23 protein-coding genes are annotated in these 19,369 nt (G+C 59.7%); 9 read left to right on the forward strand and 14 right to left on the reverse strand.

Features of this window, described 5'->3' with window-relative positions; translation table 11 throughout:
- Positions 1-214: 214 nt before the first annotated feature.
- The 6 genes from FHT69_RS09250 to hppD form a co-directional block, all read right to left on the reverse strand.
- The gene (locus FHT69_RS09250; RefSeq protein WP_183905252.1) at positions 215-1,540 is read right to left on the reverse strand and encodes a hypothetical protein; all 1,326 of its coding nucleotides are present in this window, start codon (positions 1,538-1,540) and stop codon (positions 215-217) included.
- A 17-nt stretch (positions 1,541-1,557) separates the two neighbouring features.
- Positions 1,558-2,703: an SH3 domain-containing protein gene (locus FHT69_RS09255; protein ID WP_183905253.1), complete on the reverse strand. Its 1,146-nt coding sequence runs from the start codon at positions 2,701-2,703 to the stop codon at positions 1,558-1,560.
- 210 nt (positions 2,704-2,913) lie between these two features.
- Complete coding sequence (gene maiA, locus FHT69_RS09260) at positions 2,914-3,546, reverse strand: maleylacetoacetate isomerase (protein ID WP_168332920.1); 633 nt, start codon at positions 3,544-3,546, stop codon at positions 2,914-2,916.
- Positions 3,543-4,568, reverse strand: coding sequence for a fumarylacetoacetate hydrolase family protein (locus FHT69_RS09265; RefSeq protein WP_047614555.1), 1,026 nt, complete (start codon positions 4,566-4,568; stop codon positions 3,543-3,545). The genes maiA and FHT69_RS09265 overlap by 4 nt, the downstream gene beginning before the upstream one ends.
- Before the next feature lie 52 nt (positions 4,569-4,620).
- The gene (gene hmgA, locus FHT69_RS09270) at positions 4,621-5,982 is read right to left on the reverse strand and encodes a homogentisate 1,2-dioxygenase (RefSeq protein WP_183905254.1); all 1,362 of its coding nucleotides are present in this window, start codon (positions 5,980-5,982) and stop codon (positions 4,621-4,623) included.
- A 62-nt stretch (positions 5,983-6,044) separates the two neighbouring features.
- On the reverse strand, positions 6,045-7,154 hold the full coding sequence (gene hppD / locus FHT69_RS09275; RefSeq protein ID WP_183905255.1) for a 4-hydroxyphenylpyruvate dioxygenase: 1,110 nt from the start codon (positions 7,152-7,154) through the stop codon (positions 6,045-6,047).
- A 129-nt stretch (positions 7,155-7,283) separates the two neighbouring features.
- Here hppD and FHT69_RS09280 point away from each other — a divergent pair, with 129 nt between their 5' ends.
- The gene (locus tag FHT69_RS09280; protein WP_029867958.1) at positions 7,284-7,763 is read left to right on the forward strand and encodes an Lrp/AsnC family transcriptional regulator; all 480 of its coding nucleotides are present in this window, start codon (positions 7,284-7,286) and stop codon (positions 7,761-7,763) included.
- Positions 7,764-7,800: 37 nt separating this feature from the next.
- On the opposite strand, the gene FHT69_RS09285 is transcribed toward FHT69_RS09280, so the two are convergent.
- The gene (locus tag FHT69_RS09285) at positions 7,801-8,262 is read right to left on the reverse strand and encodes an Lrp/AsnC family transcriptional regulator (RefSeq protein WP_047614551.1); all 462 of its coding nucleotides are present in this window, start codon (positions 8,260-8,262) and stop codon (positions 7,801-7,803) included.
- A gap of 123 nt (positions 8,263-8,385) precedes the next feature.
- On the opposite strand from FHT69_RS09285, the gene FHT69_RS09290 reads away from it, so the two are divergent.
- Complete coding sequence (locus FHT69_RS09290) at positions 8,386-9,177, forward strand: phenylalanine 4-monooxygenase (protein WP_047614550.1); 792 nt, start codon at positions 8,386-8,388, stop codon at positions 9,175-9,177.
- 31 nt (positions 9,178-9,208) lie between these two features.
- On the opposite strand, the gene FHT69_RS09295 is transcribed toward FHT69_RS09290, so the two are convergent.
- Positions 9,209-10,222, reverse strand: a complete 1,014-nt coding sequence (locus tag FHT69_RS09295) for a L,D-transpeptidase (protein ID WP_183905256.1) — start codon at positions 10,220-10,222, stop codon at positions 9,209-9,211.
- 150 nt (positions 10,223-10,372) lie between these two features.
- Here FHT69_RS09295 and FHT69_RS09300 point away from each other — a divergent pair, with 150 nt between their 5' ends.
- Positions 10,373-11,266 (forward strand): LysR family transcriptional regulator, encoded by an 894-nt coding sequence (locus FHT69_RS09300; RefSeq protein WP_183905257.1) that lies wholly within the window; start codon positions 10,373-10,375, stop codon positions 11,264-11,266.
- A gap of 26 nt (positions 11,267-11,292) precedes the next feature.
- On the opposite strand, the gene FHT69_RS09305 is transcribed toward FHT69_RS09300, so the two are convergent.
- The 4 genes from FHT69_RS09305 to FHT69_RS09320 form a co-directional block, all read right to left on the reverse strand.
- Complete coding sequence (locus tag FHT69_RS09305; RefSeq protein ID WP_047614547.1) at positions 11,293-11,607, reverse strand: hypothetical protein; 315 nt, start codon at positions 11,605-11,607, stop codon at positions 11,293-11,295.
- Between the two features lie 117 nt (positions 11,608-11,724).
- Entirely contained in the window at positions 11,725-12,306 is a 582-nt protein-coding gene (locus tag FHT69_RS09310) for a BA14K family protein (RefSeq protein WP_047614545.1), read from the reverse strand.
- Positions 12,303-12,470: a hypothetical protein gene (locus FHT69_RS09315; RefSeq protein WP_164735955.1), complete on the reverse strand. Its 168-nt coding sequence runs from the start codon at positions 12,468-12,470 to the stop codon at positions 12,303-12,305. The genes FHT69_RS09310 and FHT69_RS09315 overlap by 4 nt, the downstream gene beginning before the upstream one ends.
- A 149-nt stretch (positions 12,471-12,619) precedes the next feature.
- Positions 12,620-13,018: a DUF1236 domain-containing protein gene (locus FHT69_RS09320; RefSeq protein ID WP_047614544.1), complete on the reverse strand. Its 399-nt coding sequence runs from the start codon at positions 13,016-13,018 to the stop codon at positions 12,620-12,622.
- A gap of 197 nt (positions 13,019-13,215) precedes the next feature.
- On the opposite strand from FHT69_RS09320, the gene FHT69_RS09325 reads away from it, so the two are divergent.
- Positions 13,216-13,509, forward strand: a complete 294-nt coding sequence (locus FHT69_RS09325; RefSeq protein WP_047614542.1) for a hypothetical protein — start codon at positions 13,216-13,218, stop codon at positions 13,507-13,509.
- A 58-nt stretch (positions 13,510-13,567) separates the two neighbouring features.
- Here the strand turns inward: FHT69_RS09325 and FHT69_RS09330 are convergent, their stop codons facing one another.
- Positions 13,568-14,410, reverse strand: a complete 843-nt coding sequence (locus tag FHT69_RS09330; protein ID WP_183905258.1) for a methyltransferase domain-containing protein — start codon at positions 14,408-14,410, stop codon at positions 13,568-13,570.
- A 401-nt stretch (positions 14,411-14,811) separates the two neighbouring features.
- Between FHT69_RS09330 and FHT69_RS09335 the strand changes: the two genes are divergently transcribed.
- Both FHT69_RS09335 and FHT69_RS09340 read left to right on the forward strand, forming a co-directional pair.
- Positions 14,812-16,200 carry a sensor histidine kinase gene (locus FHT69_RS09335; RefSeq protein ID WP_097631453.1) on the forward strand — a complete coding sequence of 463 codons (1,389 nt, stop codon included), beginning with the start codon at positions 14,812-14,814 and terminating at the stop codon, positions 16,198-16,200.
- 2 nt (positions 16,201-16,202) lie between these two features.
- Entirely contained in the window at positions 16,203-16,826 is a 624-nt protein-coding gene (locus FHT69_RS09340) for a response regulator (RefSeq protein WP_047614536.1), read from the forward strand.
- Between the two features lie 15 nt (positions 16,827-16,841).
- Here FHT69_RS09340 and FHT69_RS09345 read toward each other — a convergent pair whose 3' ends face one another.
- Positions 16,842-17,357, reverse strand: a complete 516-nt coding sequence (locus FHT69_RS09345; protein WP_183905259.1) for a hypothetical protein — start codon at positions 17,355-17,357, stop codon at positions 16,842-16,844.
- Between the two features lie 298 nt (positions 17,358-17,655).
- Here FHT69_RS09345 and FHT69_RS09350 point away from each other — a divergent pair, with 298 nt between their 5' ends.
- The 3 genes from FHT69_RS09350 (at position 17,656) to FHT69_RS09360 (ending at position 19,345) form a co-directional block, all read left to right on the forward strand.
- The gene (locus FHT69_RS09350) at positions 17,656-18,153 is read left to right on the forward strand and encodes a hypothetical protein (RefSeq protein ID WP_097545176.1); all 498 of its coding nucleotides are present in this window, start codon (positions 17,656-17,658) and stop codon (positions 18,151-18,153) included.
- Positions 18,154-18,245: 92 nt separating this feature from the next.
- Complete coding sequence (xth, locus tag FHT69_RS09355; RefSeq protein WP_097631455.1) at positions 18,246-19,040, forward strand: exodeoxyribonuclease III; 795 nt, start codon at positions 18,246-18,248, stop codon at positions 19,038-19,040.
- Between the two features lie 122 nt (positions 19,041-19,162).
- A complete protein-coding gene (locus FHT69_RS09360) occupies positions 19,163-19,345 on the forward strand; it encodes a hypothetical protein (RefSeq protein ID WP_097545174.1) in 183 nt (60 codons plus the stop codon).
- Positions 19,346-19,369: the final 24 nt, after the last annotated feature.

Raw genomic sequence — 19,369 nt, forward strand, 5'->3', positions numbered from 1 at the left:
ATAGTCAAAAGCCGCCGACAGTCAGCTGCCGGCGGCTTTTTATTTGGCCGAGACGATCGCCACTCGTTTGAAGCTCGAGATAGACCCCGTGGTATTCTTGCCTTCTACTCCGCGCTCGCCGCAGCCGACGGTGAAACCGCCTCGGCGCTAGTCATTCCGGAGAAGCGCGGCCAAGGACCCTTCAACGTTCGCTTCCGGTCCGGCATACTTAATCTCAATACCTACGGGAGTTGGCATCGCATTTGTGCCATTGCATATCCATTCCGGCTTCATCCTCATGGCCATAGCACCAGTCAACGCGATTGAGCAGCGGACTGATCTGCTCGCGCCGTTTGCAGGCCCGCTCCGTCTCGATGCCGTAGCGATCGGTGCTGCCGCGGCAGATGTCGTCCAGTCCTATCCACTGCTGGATCAACCGATCCGGCGCTTTGGCTCCTTTGTCTGTGGCGATCACCTTTCCGGTCTCGGACTCGATCTGCAGGGAGGCGGTGTTCCACACGAAAGAGAATTCCGCCATCCCGGAAGTTGTCCTACCTGTATCCCGGTTTCGGGCAAACCATTCGACAATTCCTGACATTTCGCATTTTCCGGCGCAGCTGGCGGTCACGGAGCCGGGTTTCACGCTGTATATGCGCTCTGGCCAGCGTTGGGCGAAGGCCGCCTTGTCTTTCAAGACGACGTCTTTGTCGACCACCGTCCCGAAGAAGGAAACCTGATCGGCATAGACGCTCTTCATGAAATCAAGCGCCGAAGCGCTGTCTTTCGACCATTCGTCATTGTATCGGTTGACGAAATCAACCGCCTCCGTGGTCAGGTCGCCGGGTTCGGAGGCGGCCACCTCCTCGGAAGCGCTGGGGTCTGACGGCATGTCGGCGGGTGTTGCACTCTCCTGCGGTGCGGCGTCTGGCGGGGGCGGCGCGCTTTCCTGTGCCGACGGCATATCCTCGGGCGTGTTGATGTTCCAGTCCCGCATTTCCGCAGCGGTGAGATACCGTATATCGGTGCTGTCGATCGACAGGCTGAGCTGCAGCAGATTGGGGCTTACCCCCATGTCGGTGAGGTAGCCGATGATCTCGCCGGTCATTGCTTGAACGGTCGAGACCGCCAATTTGTTGTCCACCGTGGCGTCATCGGACAGGGAAGCCCGATGCACGCCGATCGAGCCCGGCTCGGCGAACCTTTCGACGCCACCGACGAAGGCCAAGGCGCAAGCCGATGCACATTCCATGGCTCTGATCTGGAGCGTTCTTGCATTCAGTGCGCGGATGGCGCGGCCGAACATGATCGCGGTGGCCACGCTTCCGCCGGGCGAGTCAAAGCTGATGTAGTCCGCTTGGTACTGCCTGTATTCTTCGACAAGCTGCGTCGGATCGTCGGAGAATTCAAACACGCCCTTTATCACCAGACCACGCCCTCCCGGGGCGCCGTCCACACGTTGGTAGGAAATTGCTGCATGCCCCTCTCCGGCCATGGCGACGAACGCCAGCAGTATCGATATCAACGAGACGAATTTGCGCATTCTTACCCAGCCCTCGAGCATGTGTATTTCTCCCTTCGTCATTCGCAGCATATCTTGCGCACGTATGTATTCCCGAGGGTGATCATCGAATCCTTTGCAATGAGGCCATGAGTCTTCAATGCGTTTGAAACGTCCTTGGCTTCCTGTTGGCCGTAGACGTCACGCAAGGTCACGGCGAACCATCCGTTGGCTGCCAGATGAGCAGCGAGAGGGACAGGTGATTGCTTGATGAAGGCCTCTGCTTCCGGGAGAGAGCTGAAGCTCTTCACCTGCACATATCGTCCATCACCGGCATCCTCCTCAAACTCGGCCACGTGAACCCACGAGTAGTGCATATATCCGGTACTTCCGGAGACGGCGACGCGGTACCAGTCTCCATCGATGTTGATTATCTGAACACTGCTTCCGTTCAGCGCCTCGCCGATGGTCTTCGAGTCGGGATTGTTCAAAGCCTTTATCGGCGCCTTGCCCTTTGGATGCCGTACCGACCCGCTTCTTGCGACAGGCACCTGCAGCGATGGTTCCGCCTTCGCCTGAACGCCGTCCGGCGCTCGTGCGTCGCGGGAAGCCTCGGGTTCGACTTCCGTCGAAAGAAGCGGCGGCAAGGTAGGGGTCGTGACCCTGTACTTCGTCATTTCGCTGCCTGAGAGATAGCGAATGTCATCACTATCGTAGCTCAAGGAAAGTTGCAGCAATCCGGGATCGACACCCATTTCGGACATGTAACCAATGACGTCCGCCGTGACCTGTTGAACCGCCGACACGGCGTCATTGACAGGCATGCCCTTTGTGTCACTGAATGACGACTTGTGAACGCCGATAGAGCCCGGTTGTGCAAAGCGATGCACCCCGCCAAGAAATGCAAGAGAACAAGCGGAGGCACATTCGGCGGCTCGGACCTGCAAGGTCGAAAGTCCTAACGCACGAACAAGCCGGCCGAATTCCATCGCCTTGGCGATGTTACCACCCGGACTGTCGAAGCTGACGACAACAGGACGATCCCGTGCAACGACATCACGGAACGCAAGGAGATCATCGCTGTATTCGAAAGCGCCTGAGACTATGACGAAGGCGGGATCGGTGGCTGTGCGGTGCACGGTATAGCCAAGACGCGCCTCGGCCTCATTGGCGACCAAGCCCGTAGCAATCACGAGTTTGAAGATCAACAGCTTTGACGAGAACATTTCAGACCTACCCCAGCAACCTGATCAATGCACAAGGGGCGATCTTCTGGCAAGCGGCACAATCAGAAGTGATAAGACACGGTAAACGCCGGTTGCTCGCCGCGATCGATAGATCCCAGCCCAGGCGATCCGACGCGGTGCCGGCAATTGATGTGGGAGCAGCAGGAAAAAGGCAGTGCGTCTTCGGATTTCGTGTGGTTAGGCCTGCCGTTACGGTTTCACCCGGTCAGGATGCGCCGTCTGGAAGGCGGGCAGTTCGGCGCATCTGGCGTCGATATCGACGATACGCGTAAAAGCGGTCAGATCCACACCCCAGCGGCGGGCATTGTAGACCTGGGGAACGAGACAGAGGTCCGCCATCGTCGGTGTATCTCCGAAGCTGAATGTGCCATAACCTTCACCGATCATGGCTTCCAGTTTGCGAAGCCCGTCCGTGATGAAATGTTTCATCCATTCCTCACGGGCATCCGTCTTGTCTGTCAGCGTCATCAGATGCGAGACGACATGCAGGTTGCAGATCGGATGGATGTCCATGGCAACCGCATATGCGAGGGCGCGGACTTTCTGGCGATCGGCGATATCAGACGGCAGCAATCCGCATTCCGGTCGGGTTTCGGCGAGATATTCGATGATGGCAAGCGACTGCGTCAGTGTTTTCCCGTTGATCACCAGTGTCGGCACCAAGCCTTGCGGGTTGAGCGCGAGATAGTCCGGCGTCCTGTGCGCGCCCTCCAACAGGTTGATCGGCGCGGTCCGATAGTCGACGCCCAGGAGATTGAGCGCGATGCGGACGCGATAGCTCGCCGATGATCGCCAGTAGTCGTAGAGAACGACCTCGTTCATTGCCGCCCGGCTCCCCCGTATTTTTCGACCGTCTGCTCGATCGCCCCGAAGATCGAATGACCGGCATGATCCTTCATCTCGATGCGAACCTGATCGCCGAACTTCATGAACGGCGTCTTCGGCGATCCGGTCTCGATGGCCTCGATCATCCGGAGTTCGGCAATGCAAGAGTAGCCGTTTCCGCCACCGTCCACCGGCTTGCCGGGGCCGCCGTCGAGCTTGTTGGAAACAGTGCCGGAACCGATGATCGTGCCGGCCGCAAGATGGCGGGTTTTGGCGGCATGGGCGATCAGCTGGCCGAAATCGAATGTCATGTCGATGCCGGCATTCGCCTTGCCGAAGGCCTTGCCGTTCAAACTGACGAGCAGCGGAAGATGCAGCTTGCCGCCATCCCAGGCCTCTCCAAGCTCGTCCGGCGTCACCGCGACCGGCGAAAATGCCGAGGCCGGTTTCGACTGGAAGAAACCAAATCCCTTCGCCAGTTCGTCGGGGATCAGACCGCGCAGCGACACGTCGTTGACGAGCATCACCAGCCGGATCGCGCCGCGCGCCGCTTCCGGGCTGGAACCCATGGCGACGTCGCCGGTGATGACGGCGACCTCGCCCTCCATGTCGATCCCGTAAACCTCGTCGGCCATCACGATCGGGTCGCGCGGGGCGAGGAAAGTGTCCGACCCGCCTTGATAGATCAGCGGATCGGTCCAGAAGCTCGCCGGCATCTCGGCACCGCGCGCCTTGCGCACCAGTTCGACATGGTTGACGTAAGCGGAACCATCTGCCCATTGGTAGGCCCGCGGTAGAGGTGACGTAGCGTCATGTTCGTGAAAGCGGATCGTCGGCTGGGCTCCGGTCTCGATGCCTTCGGCAATCAATGCAAGCCTCGGCGCCACATGCTCCCAGTCGTCGAGTGCTGCCTGCAATGTGCGGGCGATGTGGCCGACTTCCGAACAGCGGGTCAGGTCGCGGGAAACGACGACCAGCCGGCCGTCCCGCGTAGAGTCCTTCAAGGTCGCAAGTTTCATGTCCGAATTCCAATGCCGGAGGATGTCTTCGCTTGATGCTTCACTTGATACTTCACTTGAATCCGGGGGTTCCGTCGAACTTGCGTTCCAGGCCGTCCCAGCACTCGAGGTAGTCATCCTGCAGCGTTTCGAGCTCGGCCGCATATTTCGTCAGTTGCTGCGGGTACCGGGTCTCGAACATGAAGGCCATGGTGTGATCGAGCTTCACCGGCTTGAGCTCGGTATTGGATGCCTTTTCGAAGGCGAGCGCATCCGGCCCGTGGGGAAGCATCATGTTGTGCAGGCTCATGCCGCCCGGCACGAAACCCTCCTCCTTGGCGTCGTACTGGCCGTGGATCAGGCCCATGAATTCGCTCATGATGTTCCGGTGGTACCAGGGCGGGCGGAACGTGTGCTCGGCGACCAGCCAGCGCGGCGGAAAAATCACGAAATCGACATTGGCGGTACCGGCATCTTCGGTGGGCGCGGTCAGCACTGAAAAAATCGACGGATCGGGATGGTCGAAGCTGATGGCGCCGACCGGAGAAAACGTCCGCAGGTCATATTTGTAAGGCGCGTAATTGCCGTGCCAGGCGACCACATCGAGCGGCGAGTGGCCGATCTCCGTGACATAGAATTTTCCGCACCACTTCACATGCACGCGGCAAGGCGTTTCCTTGTCTTCGAAAGCGGCGACGGGTGTCTTGAAGTCACGCGGGTTTGCCAGGCAGTTGGCGCCGATCGGGCCGCGATCCGGCAGCGTGAATTTCGCGCCGTAGTTCTCGCAGATATAGCCACGCCAGACCGTCTGTTCACCGCCCCTCAAAATCTTGAACATCATGCCGCGCGGGATGAGACATATTTCCAGCGGCTCGACATCCATGATGCCCATTTCGGTGAACACCCTGATGGCGCCGAGCTGCGGCACGATCAGCAGTTCACCATCGGCGTTGAAGAAGTAATCGTCGACCATGTCCTCATTGAAGAGGTAGGCATGGGCCGACATGCCGACCTGGGTGGTGGCATCGCCTGCCGTCGTGATGGTCCGCACTCCCTCGAGAAAGGTCAGCTTTTCCGTGGGCGCGGGGATCGGATCCCAGCGAAGCTGGCCGAGAGGCAGCGAATGTTCGTCGAGACATGGCGCCGTTTTCCAGAGCGGATAGGACGCGTTGGAGAAGCGGCGGGTGTGGCGCACGCTCGGTCGAATGCGATAAAGCCAGGACCTTTCATTCGTGCCGCGCGGCGCGGTGAACGGCGAGCCGGAAAGCTGCTCGGCATAGAGGCCGTAATTGCATTTCTGCGGGCTGTTCTGGCCCTGCGGTAAGGCGCCGGGCAGCGACTCGGTTTCGAAGTCATTGCCGAAGCCCGGCATGTATTTCAGCCTGTTTGCCGTCGCGGCTTCACCGTCCGACGCCTGGATCGATGTCTGGTCCATTCTCAACTCCTCCCCGAAAACGCCGCAGCGCCGCGGCTCTGAAAACCCGCGGCGCTTAGAGTTTACTCCGCCGCCGCGCCGATGACACCACGCTTGATCTGATCGGCCTCGATCGACTCGAACAGCGCACGGAAGTTGCCCTCGCCGAAGCCCTCGTCGCCCTTGCGCTGGATGAATTCGAAGAAGATCGGGCCGATGACGGTCTTGGAGAAGATCTGCAGCAGGATTTTCGTCATGCCGCCATTCACCACGCCTTCGCCATCGATGAGGATGCCGTGCTTCTTCATGCGTTCGATCGGTTCGCTATGGCCGTTCACCCGTTCATAGGACATGTCGTAATAGGTCTCCGGCGGCCCCGGCATGAAGCGCAGGCCGTTATCGGCCAGCCTGTCGGTCGCGTCGTAGATATCCTCCGTTCCAACGGCGATGTGCTGGATGCCCTCGCCCCGGTACTTCTTCAGATATTCTTCGATCTGGCTGGTATCGTCCTTCGATTCATTCAGCGGAATGCGGATCTTGCCGCAGGGTGAGGTGATGGCGCGGCTGACCAGACCGGTGATGCGGCCATCGATATCGAAGAAGTGAATCTGCTTGAAATTGAACAGGTTGCGGTAAAAATCCCACCACTTGTCCATGTTGCCGCGGAAGACGTTGTGGGTGAGATGGTCGAGGTAATAGAAGCCGATCCCCTGGGGATGCGGGTTGCGCTCGCCAAGCCAATCGAACTCGGCATCGTAAACCGATCCCTTTGCGCCATAGGTCTCGACGAAATAGAGCAGCGAGCCGCCAATGCCGACGATCGCCGGGACGTCGAGCATCTTGTCGTCCCCTTCATAGGGAACGGCGCCCTTCGACACCGCATGATCGAAAGCGTGCCTGGCGTCGACGACGCGCCATGCCATCGACGGAGCGCAGGGACCGTGATTTGCGACGAAACGGGCGGCATGGCTGCCGGGTTCGGCGTTCAGGACATAGTTGATGTCACCCTGGCGCCAGACGGTGATGTCCTTGGTCTTGTGCCTGGCGACCGCCACATAGCCCATGCGTGTGAAGAGCTCGCTGAGCTTCTCGGGCTCGGGATGGGCGAATTCGACGAATTCGAAGCCGTCGGTACCTGCCGGGTTGTCGGCGGTGATTTCCGAAGGCGGCGCATCATGTGGAAAAGGGCCCATTTTCTCCTCCTGAGGATTGAACCTTGACTGGTGCAAAGTGTGGCCCAAAACGCGCGCAAAGTTCTTGCATTCTTTATGCTCCAAGAAGATATTATGCACGGTTTGTGAGTGTTTTGGAGATTTTGCGCAATGGATGAACAGCTCGACAAATTGGATTTGCGCCTACTCCAGGAGCTTCAAAAGGACGGACGGTTGACGAACAACGAGCTCGGCGAGCGGATCGCGCTTTCACCGTCGCAATGCTCGCGCCGGCGCACGAGACTGGAGGCTGAGGGATATATCCGCAGCTACCGCGCCTACCTCGATCAGCAGAAGCTAGGCCTCGATATGCTGGTCGTCATTTCGGTGACACTTGCCACCCACAACCGGGACAATGCCCGCCGGTTTTCGCAGCTGATCAACGGACTGCCGGAAGTTCTCGAAGCCTATGCGCTGACCGGTGAAATGGACTATCACCTGAAGGTCGCGACCCGCGGGCTCGCCGACCTTTCAAAATTCGTCAACGACGTTCTGTTGCCGCACGAGTCGGTGCAGCATGTGAAGACGTCGATCGTGCTCGACACGCTGAAGACATTCGAAGGCTTTCCGGTGCACATGCCGGGTCATTGACATGGCGACAACATCGCCCTGTGCAGACGCATCTCAATCAGAGCGGCAGTTCGGTCGAGAATTTCAGCTCGCGCAGCACGAAGCTCGAGACGACGGTGCGCACATGCGGATTGCGCATGAGGTAGCGGGTCATGAAGGCTTCGTAGCTTTCCACGTCCCTCGCCCGGATCTTCAGCATATAGTCGAAGGCACCTGACAGGGCGTAACACTCCATGATCTCCGGCCGCTCCAGCACAACGGAAGCGAAAGAGGCAACCGCCTCTTCGTGGTGATCCTCCAGCGTCACATGCGCAATGACGCAGAGCTTGAGATCGAGTTTTCCGGGATCGAGCAGCGTCACCCGCTTGCGGATGACGCCGTCGGCTTCCAGTTCCTGGATCTTCCGCCAAGCTGAACTCTGCGACATGCCGGCCTTTTCGGCCAGGTCTGCCAGCGAAAGGCTGCCGTCGGCCTGAACGAGTTGCAGAAGCCTGCGGTGAAAATTCCCAGTTTCTTTCATTTTTGGCGCCACTTTCGGGAAGATTTGCCAAGAGTATGGCAACAGCCAGCACGAAAGAAAAGAAAATCCTCCAAACCTGGATCATAATGGCAGGAATAGCGCCGCATCTGGGAGGATCAGCGAATGACCAAGGAAAGCAGCTACACCGCCAAACTGCCCGGCCCGGACGGCCTCTATGACTATACCCCGGATGAAGATGCGATATGGGGCGAGCTCTACCGGCGTCAGATGAAGCTGCTCGCCGATACGGCCTGCCGCGAATATCTGGACGGCGTCAAATTGCTGGGACTGACGCCTGATAAGGTGCCTCAGCTTCTCGATGTGAACAGACGCCTGAACGAGACCACCGGCTTCGGCGTCGAAGGCGTGCCGGCCCTCATTCCGCCCTCACGCTTTTATGAGCTTCTGTCGCAAGGCAAATTCCCGCTTGCAACCTTCCTGCGCCGTCGCGAGCATATCGACTATATCGAGGAACCGGACCTGTTCCACGAGGTTTTCGGCCACTGCCCGATGCTCACCAATCAGAGCTATGCCAATTTCGTCCGGCATTTCGGCGAAACCGCCGTCGGTCTCGGCAAGGGTTATTCCTGGCATCTGTTTCGCATCTTCTGGTTCACCGTCGAATTCGGCCTGATCAACACGCCGCAGGGCCGGCGCTGCTTCGGCGCGGGCATCGTCTCATCGCCAAGCGAAGCGAAAGCGGCAATGGAAGGCAAGGCGTGCGAGTTCCGGCCGTTCGATCTCATGAGCGTGCTGAGAACGCCCTACCGGATCGATATCCTCCAGCCGATCTATTACGTTATCGACAGCTTCGCCGATCTCGAAGCGATCGTGGAACAGGATATCGAGGGCATGATCCTCAAGGCGAAATCGCTCGGTGATTTCGCCCCCGCTTTCGAAGCCAAAGCGTCGTGAATCGCTGACGATAAGGCGGCGGGTGCGGGCCTCACTTCGGCGTGGCTGCACTTCGATTGACGAAGTCCACCAGGACTCCTGGCTTGACCATGCCGGCCAGCTCTTCGGCGTCCCAGTTCGTCAGCCGCACGCAGCCATGCGATCCAACCTTGTCGATGAGCTTCGGCTCCGGCGTGCCATGGATTCCATAGGTCGGTTCGGTCAGATCGATCCACACCGTGCCAACCGGGCCATTCGGTCCTTTCGGGATCGTCAGGACGTGATCGTTCTTCCCCTGCTTGAAGTTGCGCTTCGGGTCATACCGGTAGACCGGCATCCTCGCGACGCCCTTGACCTTATGCTTGCCCGACGGCGCCGGATTGTCTTCACTGCCGATCGTCGCGGGATAGACGGCAAGCAGTGATCCGTCCTCGGCATAGGCGAGCACCTGCCCCGTCTTCTTGTCGGCTTCGATCCTCTTGACCTTTCCTTCCCTCGGCGGACCTGAGTTCACGACCCACACCGTATCGCCGGGAGCGAACTGCGAACCCGGGTTGAGGGCATTGAGAAGATCGATACCCATGTGGAAGCGCTCGGACAGCTTCTCGGCAACGTTCACATATCCCAAGCTCTGCATCTTCGCCTTCTCGCCATAGTCCTCGGGGATCTTGTCGACGAGGCCGGCAGCATCCACCGCCGAAACGACGTAGCTTTCAACGATCGGGGCGACGATGGGGCCATTGCCTTCCAGGTGGGAGATGACTTCCGGATCCAGCCTGCCATCGACAGGAAGCTTGTTCATCGCCTCGAAGCCGGCCACGGCCTTGCTGACGTTTTCCCCGTAGAGGCCATCGATCTCGCCTGGAGACGAACCCGCCCGGTCGAGCAGAACCTGAAGGCGGGCGATCGCCGGGTCTGGATCTGCGGGCTTGGGCTTGCCTGCCTCAATGGAAGCAATCGACGCGGTATTGATGGCTTCGGGTTGGAGTTCCCGCGCGCTCGCACCGCCAACGGAGATGGTGAGAGCGAGCAGCGACATCGGCAGGGCTGTTTTCATGGACGACAAATGGCCAGCGCTGCAACTTGTTCCATTGCGACGAGACGGGTTGGAGAATTCCGCCGACAGCGCACGTATCGGCCATATGTTCACGATGATTTCAATGTCCGGCCCCTGCAAATTCGGTACAACCGCCATTTGATCCGAAGGAGCTCATGAATGCCGCGCGAGAACGTCAATGACCTGATGGTTTTTCTGGCGGTCGCCCGAGAGAAGAGCTTTACGCGCGCCGCTGCGAAGCTGGGCGTGTCCCAGTCGGCACTCAGCCATATCGTCCGCCAGCTCGAGGCGCGGCTGGGCATCCGCCTTCTGACCCGGACCACCCGAGCCGTTTCGCTCACCGAAGCGGGAGAACGATTATTTCAAGGCGTGGGGCCACATTTCGACGAGATCGATGCTCAGCTCGACGCTCTCACGGCGCTCCGGGAAAGACCCGCCGGGAACATTCGCATCACGGCATCCGATCACGCTGTCAACTGCATCATCTGGCCGAAGCTTCAGCGCTTCCTGCCGGACAACCCTGACATCAAAGTCGAACTGATACGCGAGAACGGACTGTCCGACATCGTGACGGAGCGCTTCGACGCGGGCGTCCGGATGGGAGAGCAGGTGGCGAAAGACATGATCTCGACGCGCATTGGGCCTGATTTCCCTTTTGCCGTCGTTGGCGCGCCCTCCTATTTCGACAGCATGGGGATTCCGGAGCATCCGCAGGACCTCGTCCGCCACAACTGCATCAACGAGCGCCTGCCGACCTACGGGGGCTTCTGGGCATGGGAGTTCGAAGACAATGGGAAAGAAATCAGGATCAGAGTGGAGGGACAGCTTGCCTTCAACAACTCCTATCAGAGTGTGGAAGCGGCTCTGCACGGACTTGGCCTGGCATACGTGCCGGAAGATGTCGCTCTTGCCCATATCGCAAAGGGCCATCTGAGACGCGTGCTGCAATCCTTTTCACCACACTGGGATGGCTACCATCTCTACTATCCCAGCAGAAGGCAATCCTCTCCAGCCTTCGTCGCTCTGGTGGATGCGCTACGCCATCGAAGCTGATGGGTAAGTGCCTGCCAATGTATTCCTCAATGAATTGTCTTCGGCCGCTTCTTCGTATGCGAAATGTCATCGAGCGTCGCCATTAGCTTTTCGAACTCGTTCAGGACACGATTGAACTCGGCGTCCTGCATGCTGACGATTTCCGAGATCGTCGAAGACACGGAGGCGATGAGGGTGTCGATCCAAACGCAGCGCTCGGCCGGCACGTTTCCGAGCGCCTCCCGCCGATGCGCCTTCAGTTCGTGGAGGATGCGAACGATGAGGGCTCCTCTATCCGCCCTGCTCAAGAACGGGAGCCTTGTCTGCGCCTGCTGGATTTCCGTTATCAGCGTCGTTGCCATCCCCGATCTCCAACCTCTAATACAACCGGTTATCACAACCGCAGCGTTTGTAACACGGACTTTGGTCCGACATCCCGGTCAGTGCAGCTTGGCATAGACCGCGCCCACCCCCGATGATCAATTGCGCGTCGCAAGGAGATCCGACATGTCGCAGGAGCGTCTCGGTCCATCCCATGGTTGATATGTGTTGTCTTCCGGTCGATACGACTTGTAGCGAGCAGCGCACCGGGCTGCCGCCTGTGCATTCGCTTTCATGCCGACGCGTTCATCGGATTCCGCGGTGATCTGCCGGAACGGCGGCGAGCACTCGCGGGTCTCGCCGCTATAGGATCGATAAGTGTTCGTTTCGGGATTGAAGGAGCGGTAGCGTTCCCCACACCAGGCAAGGTGTTCGGCCGAAAGTTTTGGCTGAGGCGGCGGAAGTTCGGTTGACGGGCGAGCGGCATCCGATCTTGCCGCTGACATCATGATCGCCGGCGCCTCGGTGACATAGCTGGAATAGAGCGGCGGAATTCGCTCATAGCGCTGCTGCCGCGGGTCGATTTTCACTGGCGTCGTCGTCCATAGATCGCGTGCTGCGAGGTCGTTGAAGGTGTGTGGTTCGGACTCCGCCACGACGTGGGACGCGACAGATGCGGCAGCGATGCAGGCTCCGACAGAGCTGACAATGCCAAAGGCAAGGGATGCGATGGCGTTCATTGTCCCGAACCTTGCTGTTGCGCCTGGGGAACCCAGACGCGGCCGACAGCCGCGCTCTCTCGGCCGCCGGTAGCGACAAGCACGGCGAGAATGCCGGCAATAGCCAGCATGATGGCGATCAGCGGCACGGCCAGACCACCGGATTTCTCTTCGGAATAGATCATGTTCCTCTCCTCAGGCCCGGCGGCGCAGGGCCGCCGGCTCGTTGCTTTGGCCGCACGACGACGCTGGCGTCCGTCGTGCGGCGGTTCTCGGGTCCTTAAAAGTTGATTTCCGGAAGGAAGGTGCGGCAGAGGCCGCGCAGAGGATCAGGTCACTTGATAACCTGGATCACCTTGCGGGACGACGGTTCGACGATGACGCGTTCATCATTGACCACCGCGTAAGCATAGGTGGGGTCGTCCGGAATGGGCGTGACGACGACCGTCTCCGGCAGGGGTTGACCGATAACGACCTTTTCCTTCACGACCACGCGTGCCGAGGGCGCCGGGGCCTCGCGGACATAGGTGACGACCTTTGCCGGCGGCGGATCGATCGCCGTGCCCACGACTGCGCCGGCAACGCCGCCGACAGCAGCGCCAACGGGACCACCGACGATCGCTCCGGTGATTGCACCGCCGGCCGCACCATTGACGGTCGAGGATTGGGCGAATGCGACGCCCGACATGAGGGTCGCGGCAGTTGCTGCGCCGACGATAAGTTTGGAGAGCATTGTTTCCTCCTTGTGTTGGAGCGGCCTTCGTGACCGCTGCCAAACCAACTGGCTGGAGGCGGGGTCGTTCCACGCCCCGGACCTCAGTCTGAGCGATCCCGGCCTTTGGTCCTAAACCCATTCCAACGTCCGTTGCCGACGCTATTTCAGAATCCAGAAGCCGCGTAATCGCGGGCATAAGCAGGAGATCGAAGGAGATGGCGCGATCCAACCGTCGGGAAGCCGGACGCAGGCGCCTGGCGATGCGCCTGCCGCAGATGCGGAAGCTGATCATGGAAGCGCGCGACCCGTGGCTGCTCGAGCTCTTCGAAGCCTATCAGATGGCAGTCGAAGCCCGCGACTCCGTTCGAAAGCGACGGTTCAATCCGAACCTGGTGCAAGAGTACGACGAGACCTGTTTGGTGATCGAGCGGCACGTCATTCGCGCGATAGAGGACGCCTCCTACGCAGACCCGCTAAAGTCCGATGAGCCGTCATATCCGGGCGGATAGATCTCTTGGACCGCCTGAGGAAGCGCCTGATCGAGACGACACCCTACGCCACGCAGCATTATGGTGCGCGGCCAGCGGCGATGAGCGCGCTCATGCCACCGCTGGGACGGGCTCCGTAGCGCGATTGCACGCGCTCGGCCACTTGATCGACGATTTCCGGCATGCGCTCCGGCGCCCGTCCTTCGATCTCTCCCCTGAGCGGCGTGCCTTGGCAGAAGGCGGCAGCCACGTCGTGCGCGGTGGCTGCGACGGATGTCAATTCGACCCGATCGCAGGACACCGCATCAAGCCCCGCCGCAGTCAGTTGCGCCTTGATCAGATCGGGGTCGAAGTAGGAATATGGCAAGCGCCTGAAAAAATCCGGCGGATCTGACGGGAAGAACCTTCCCAGGCATTCATCCACACATCTTGCGAAATCGTTGGCCTCGAGTGAATCCCACGTCGAGAACAGAAAATGACCGCCGCTGCGCAACACTCTTTTAGCCTCGCCATAGGCCTTCGGCTTATCAGGAAAGAACATCACGCCGAACTGGCAGACGACGAGATCGAACATCGAGGGCGCAAATGGCAGATCTTGCGCATCGGCGTGCATCCAGTGGGTCCGCGACAGCGTCAGCGAAGATGCGCCGACGTCAATCATCGCCTGGCTGAGGTCGGTAGCAACGATCTCGGTTGCTGGATCAAGCCTCGCCCGCAGAGCGCGTGTCAAAGCGCCCGTCCCCGCAGCGACCTCGAGAACACTGCCTGGTTGCGACCGTTCGGCGACGATTGCCATTTCCGATGCATAGGGTTCGAAGAGGATCGGCACGAGAAAGGTCTCGTATAGGTCGGCAACGCTTTCCGGAAAAAGCGCCAGAGATCCGGCGCCGGCGCCGCCTTCGATATCGATAGAAGCTGTCACTCGCAAACCTCCAGACCCGAGCCCATCGAGCCTGAAATATGCCTGAATCTGCGAATGTCCACGGGATCAGACCTTGGTCCCACCCTTCTCCGACCGAAGCCCCAATGTGGAACGGGCACCGGTTCCGCTCCGTTTCGAACGATACCGAAGGAGATCCGAACATGTCCCGGACTAATAGATCCCGAATCAATGGCGCCTGCAGCGCGTCCGTTTTCGCTCTTGTTATCGTTCTGGCCGCCCTTCTCTACGTTTTCGGCGCAGCCATGTCGGGCGATAGCCTCCGGTTGACCCAGAGCATAGCGGGCGCCGAGATCTTCGATACGAGGAATGCACCCTGACACCGTTTGGAAAAACTCTAAAGAAGCGGTAGGTTATTCTGCAAGTCTCTCGCCGGTATCAAAATGAATTGGCTTCGCCGCTGGAATGCCCGCACCCTCGCCTCCCAGTTCTTCGTCGCGGGTGGGCTCATATCGATCGCCACCATGTTCTTGGTGGGCATTCTCGTCACCCACCTCATAGAGGAGGCAGTCATCCACAATTCCGGTGCTGCAACGGCACTATATGTGGACAGCGTCGTCGCGCCGCTGCTTCCCGACATGCAAAAGGAATCGCTGCTGGACGAAGGCAGTGCCCAGGCTCTCGACGAGACGCTCGGCCAGGGTGCGCTCGGCAGGCGTCTTGTTTCGTTCAAGCTGTGGCGAGGCGACGGCACCATCCTTTATTCGAACGAGAAGGAACTGGTAGGAAAGAAATTCCCGGTCAACGACAAACTCCGCAGCGCATTCGCAGGGTCTCTGGTTGCGCGCTACGAGATCGCCAGCGATCCGGAAAGCAGCGAGGAGCGCGCACTCGGCAAGCCGCTCATGGAAATCTACAATCCTGTCCTCCAGCCTTGGTCCGGACAGGCGGTCGCCGTCCTTGAGTTCTACGAGACGGCAGAAGGACTGAGCGACAGTCTGGCGCATGCCAGGCTCCGGAGCTGGGGCGCCGTCGCCGCTCTCACGGCAATCTTTTTCCTTATTCTCTCCGCTCTGGTATTTCGGGGCAGTCGCACGATCGAGGCGCAACGCAAGGATCTCAAGGAACGGGTCAATGAACTGTCTGCGCTGCTTTCGGAAAATCGCGGGCTTCAGCGGCGGCTGCAGCGCGCCTCCCAGCGGGCGGCGGCGCTCAACGAAACATATCTGCGCAGCATCGGCGCCGATCTGCACGACGGTCCGGCCCAGCACATCGCCTATGCCTCATTGCGGCTGGACAGCGATTTGTTGATCAACGCTTCCACAGAGCCCGAAGCACGCGAGAAAGAGCTTTCCTGGATACGCTCGAGCCTTGCCGAGGCGATGACGGAGATCCGCAATATCTGTAGCGGGCTGGTGCTGCCGCAGATCGAGAAGTCATCGATCACCGAGATCGTCATGCGGGTCGTCGAAGCGCATCAGCATAAGACAGAAACCAATGTCGAAACCGTCATCGACGAGGATGGACCTGAACTTGCTCCTGCCGTGAAGATCTGTATCTATCGCTTCGTCCAGGAAGCCTTGAACAACGCCTATCGCCACGGCGGCGGCGTTCAGCAGGCTGTCAGCGCCGTCTCGCACAAAGGCCATGTCCGTGTCGAGGTCAGCGATCGCGGCAATGGCTTCGATCCGACCGAGGTGAGGCCAGCGAGCCTCGGTCTTGTCGGACTTCGGGAACGCATCGACAGCCTCGGAGGATCCTTCGACATCAAGACAGGGGAAGGTGGGACGACCGTGACCATGACCTTCGAGCCTATGGAAGTGGGAGATTAGAGATGACATCAATCACCATCGGCGTCGTGGACGACCACCCGCTTTTTCGCGAGGGCGTCACGCGCAGCCTGTCGGAGATCAGCAGCTTTGTCGTCATTGGCGAAGGCGCCAGCAGCGATGACGCGGCGATGATCGCTTCGGACAACCGCCCCGACATTATGCTCCTCGATGTCTCGATGCCCGGCGGCGGGCTGTCTGCGATCAGCAACGTCCTGGAGCGGAGCCCGACGACGAAAGTGCTGATGTTGACGGTATCCGAGGAGGTGGACACCTTGCTTGACGCTCTGCAACGGGGCGCGATGGGTTATGTTCTGAAGGGTGTCGGCTCCCGCGGTCTCGCCGAAGCAATCCAAACCGTCCTCGGTGGAACGCGATATATCTCGCCAACCATGTCGGCAAAGGTCATGGAGAATTCACTGAATGGCGGAACGTCGGATAAAAGCAGTCTGACGCCACGGGAACGCGAGGTGATGGATCTTGTCGCTCAAGGCTTGTCAAACAAGCATATCGGCTTGCGTCTCGGCCTGCAGGAAAAGACCGTGAAACACCATATGACCCAGATTCTGAGCAAGCTCGGCGCCTCGAACAGGACGGAAGCGGCTCTGCAATGGCGCGAACTGCATTAAAACAAGATTCAGCTTTTAGCGAAAGAAACGGCTCAATCGGAGGGCATCGTTGGCCGTCGCCTGCCGGCTTACGATCGTCCGCCCTTTCGAGTCCTTCATGATGTAGCGGCCACTGCGCAGGCTTTCCGTGATGCCATTCGCGTGACGGACATTGATCGAGCCATCGGACGCTTCGGTCGCTTTCGTTCCCGATCCTCCCGACGCCCCTGTAGAAGAGGTATTCGAAGAGGGACTGGAAGAGGATCCAGAACCGCTACCGGAGTTGCCACCGCTATTGCCATTTCCCGAGCCATTGCCGCTGCCGCCACTATTCCCATTCCCTCCCCCGTTGCCATTGCCGCTGTTGCCGTTCCCTCCCCCATTGCCGTTACCGCCGCCATTGCCGTTGTTGCCGTCTTTTGCCTGTGCGCGTTCCACCGCCAGACCAGGAAGGAAACCGTCGAGATTCAAAGTGGCTGGCGATGCGGCAGCGACCAGGGCGATGGCCGCGCTGCCGCCCAATCTCAGAAAATCGCGTTTCCGGATATTCATGCAATAGCCTCGTTCGGCGGTTCTTCGCCGTTTTCCATACAATATATGCCATATGGCGCATGAGATTTCTCGCTTTTCCCAATGCAGAATGCAACCGACCTAGGTAGTAGGCACTGGCAAGACTTTGGTCCGACTGATTGATTGTGACCCTCGTCGTCCAGAAAAGTCCGAGCGATTGCGCGCGCCGGCATTGCTCGTTTCGCGCGTCGCTGTTGCTCTGTGAGGCGCGGAAGCATTTCTATGGAACTTCTCCGCTCGTCGTCGCTTTGTTTGTCGAAGTGCAACAGAGGAAACCCCGATGGCAAACCCGAACGAATCCCCCGCAGTCCAATCCATGCGAAAAGAACAGGCAGAGCAGCGGAAGCAGTCCCGAAAGGGCGAACTCGACAGCGCAATCGAGGACACTTTTCCGGCCTCCGACCCGGTGTCAGCCACCCACACCTCAATTCCTGCCGGGCGCAGCGACGTCGAGGCCGCCGAGCGCGTGAAGCGAGAGCCCGATCCCACCAAACTCGACGAGGCGTTTCCGCTCGCGGATCAAGCTCTGCGCTCGACCGGCGAATTCGCCCGTTCCTCCGAAGGATTTGATGCCGATCACGAGAAGATGCGCGCGCTTCAGAAAGAAGCCGGTCGGATAGCGGAGTCGGCTTCGGAGCTGGCTTCCGGGACAGCCCGCCTGGCAAAGGCGGAAGCAAGCAGCTTCGTCCACGACCTCGAGGATCGGATACGCCGGCAGCCGCTGACAGCAGTTGCGATCGTCGCCGGCATCGCCTTCGTCTTCGGTGCGACGCGTTGAGGCGCCAGCCATGGCCGGCAAGACATTCCGAGGAGGAAATTTAAGAGCGTTTCTAGAGCATGTCCGGCGGGGGCCCGGCTTCCGGGAGTATGATGAAAATCGCAACCTACAACGTCAATGGGATCAATGGACGGCTGGACATCCTGCTGCGCTGGCTCAAGGAGGACGCGCCTGATGTGGTGTGCCTCCAGGAACTGAAGACAGACGACGCGGGGTTTCCGCGAAGGGAGATCGAAAGGGCCGGCTACGGCGCCGTCTGGCACGGACAGCGATCCTGGAACGGGGTAGCCATCCTGGCCAAGGGCAAGACACCGATCCTGACGCGGCGCGGACTTCCGGGCGATCCCGATGATAGCCACAGCCGCTATATCGAAGCTGTCGTCGACGGAATCGTGATCGGGTGCCTGTATCTTCCGAACGGAAATCCGTTCCCGGGCGTCAAGTTCGAATACAAACTCCGGTGGTTCCGTCGCCTGCACGAATACGCCGCCGAACTCCTCGAGCTCGAGGTGCCTTCGATCCTGGCCGGCGACTTCAACGTCATGCCGACGGAGATCGACGTCTATAAGCCGGAACGTTGGCTGGACGATGCCCTCTTCAGACCGGAAGTGCGCAAGGCCTATGCGCAACTCGTCGCCCAGGGCTGGACCGACGCCATCAGGCATCTGCATCCGGGCGAGCGCATCTACACCTTCTGGAAATATTGGCGAAACAGCTTCGAACGTGACGCGGGGCTTCGGATCGACCACTTCCTGCTCAGTCCGGCCGTCGCCCCATGGCTTCGATCGGCGACGGTCCGGAGAAAACCGCGCGGCTGGGAACATACGAGCGACCACGCGCCCGTCATAATCGAGCTCGACGTTTCCGAAGCCGGAGCCGACCTATGAGCCTCGGCCACCGCTGGCCGACCAGCGAGGGAACCCGTCATGTCGCCGAGCGTTAGCGTGCAAAGCGCCGATGCGGAGAATCGTTTTCCTGCATCGCAATTCCCCAACCTGAGGTGACCGCTATGGACGAAAGCAAGAACTACCTCAACACCGATGAGATCCAGGCCGACGACCAAATGTCGCCGAAGCCTATCGAAGGCAAGAATCCGCCAAGGCGAATGCGCAGAAGCGAGGAAGCCATTGCCGAAGGCTCTGACGACACCGAGCGAGTTCGTGTTCCGCCCGCGGTTGCGAATCCTGATTGATCAGCCGATCTGGCGTCCCCTCAT

Source organism: Rhizobium sp. BK008 (assembly GCF_014197345.1).
GTDB classification, from domain to species: domain Bacteria; phylum Pseudomonadota; class Alphaproteobacteria; order Rhizobiales; family Rhizobiaceae; genus Rhizobium; species Rhizobium anhuiense.

Coding starts and splice junctions, on each gene's coding strand:
- FHT69_RS09265 (WP_047614555.1), bottom strand. CDS start 4,568: ATGAAACTTGCGACCTTGAAGGACTCTACGCGGGACGGCCGGCTGGTC.
- xth (WP_097631455.1), top strand. CDS start 18,246: ATGAAAATCGCAACCTACAACGTCAATGGGATCAATGGACGGCTGGAC.
- FHT69_RS09315 (WP_164735955.1), bottom strand. CDS start 12,470: ATGATCTATTCCGAAGAGAAATCCGGTGGTCTGGCCGTGCCGCTGATC.
- FHT69_RS09285 (WP_047614551.1), bottom strand. CDS start 8,262: ATGAAAGAAACTGGGAATTTTCACCGCAGGCTTCTGCAACTCGTTCAG.
- hmgA (WP_183905254.1), bottom strand. CDS start 5,982: ATGGACCAGACATCGATCCAGGCGTCGGACGGTGAAGCCGCGACGGCA.
- FHT69_RS09345 (WP_183905259.1), bottom strand. CDS start 17,357: ATGAATATCCGGAAACGCGATTTTCTGAGATTGGGCGGCAGCGCGGCC.
- FHT69_RS09250 (WP_183905252.1), bottom strand. CDS start 1,540: ATGCTCGAGGGCTGGGTAAGAATGCGCAAATTCGTCTCGTTGATATCG.
- FHT69_RS09305 (WP_047614547.1), bottom strand. CDS start 11,607: ATGGCAACGACGCTGATAACGGAAATCCAGCAGGCGCAGACAAGGCTC.
- FHT69_RS09280 (WP_029867958.1), top strand. CDS start 7,284: ATGGATGAACAGCTCGACAAATTGGATTTGCGCCTACTCCAGGAGCTT.
- FHT69_RS09350 (WP_097545176.1), top strand. CDS start 17,656: ATGGCAAACCCGAACGAATCCCCCGCAGTCCAATCCATGCGAAAAGAA.
- FHT69_RS09325 (WP_047614542.1), top strand. CDS start 13,216: ATGGCGCGATCCAACCGTCGGGAAGCCGGACGCAGGCGCCTGGCGATG.
- FHT69_RS09255 (WP_183905253.1), bottom strand. CDS start 2,703: ATGTTCTCGTCAAAGCTGTTGATCTTCAAACTCGTGATTGCTACGGGC.
- FHT69_RS09320 (WP_047614544.1), bottom strand. CDS start 13,018: ATGCTCTCCAAACTTATCGTCGGCGCAGCAACTGCCGCGACCCTCATG.
- FHT69_RS09340 (WP_047614536.1), top strand. CDS start 16,203: ATGACATCAATCACCATCGGCGTCGTGGACGACCACCCGCTTTTTCGC.
- FHT69_RS09310 (WP_047614545.1), bottom strand. CDS start 12,306: ATGAACGCCATCGCATCCCTTGCCTTTGGCATTGTCAGCTCTGTCGGA.
- FHT69_RS09300 (WP_183905257.1), top strand. CDS start 10,373: ATGCCGCGCGAGAACGTCAATGACCTGATGGTTTTTCTGGCGGTCGCC.
- maiA (WP_168332920.1), bottom strand. CDS start 3,546: ATGAACGAGGTCGTTCTCTACGACTACTGGCGATCATCGGCGAGCTAT.
- hppD (WP_183905255.1), bottom strand. CDS start 7,154: ATGGGCCCTTTTCCACATGATGCGCCGCCTTCGGAAATCACCGCCGAC.
- FHT69_RS09335 (WP_097631453.1), top strand. CDS start 14,812: ATGAATTGGCTTCGCCGCTGGAATGCCCGCACCCTCGCCTCCCAGTTC.
- FHT69_RS09290 (WP_047614550.1), top strand. CDS start 8,386: ATGACCAAGGAAAGCAGCTACACCGCCAAACTGCCCGGCCCGGACGGC.
- FHT69_RS09360 (WP_097545174.1), top strand. CDS start 19,163: ATGGACGAAAGCAAGAACTACCTCAACACCGATGAGATCCAGGCCGAC.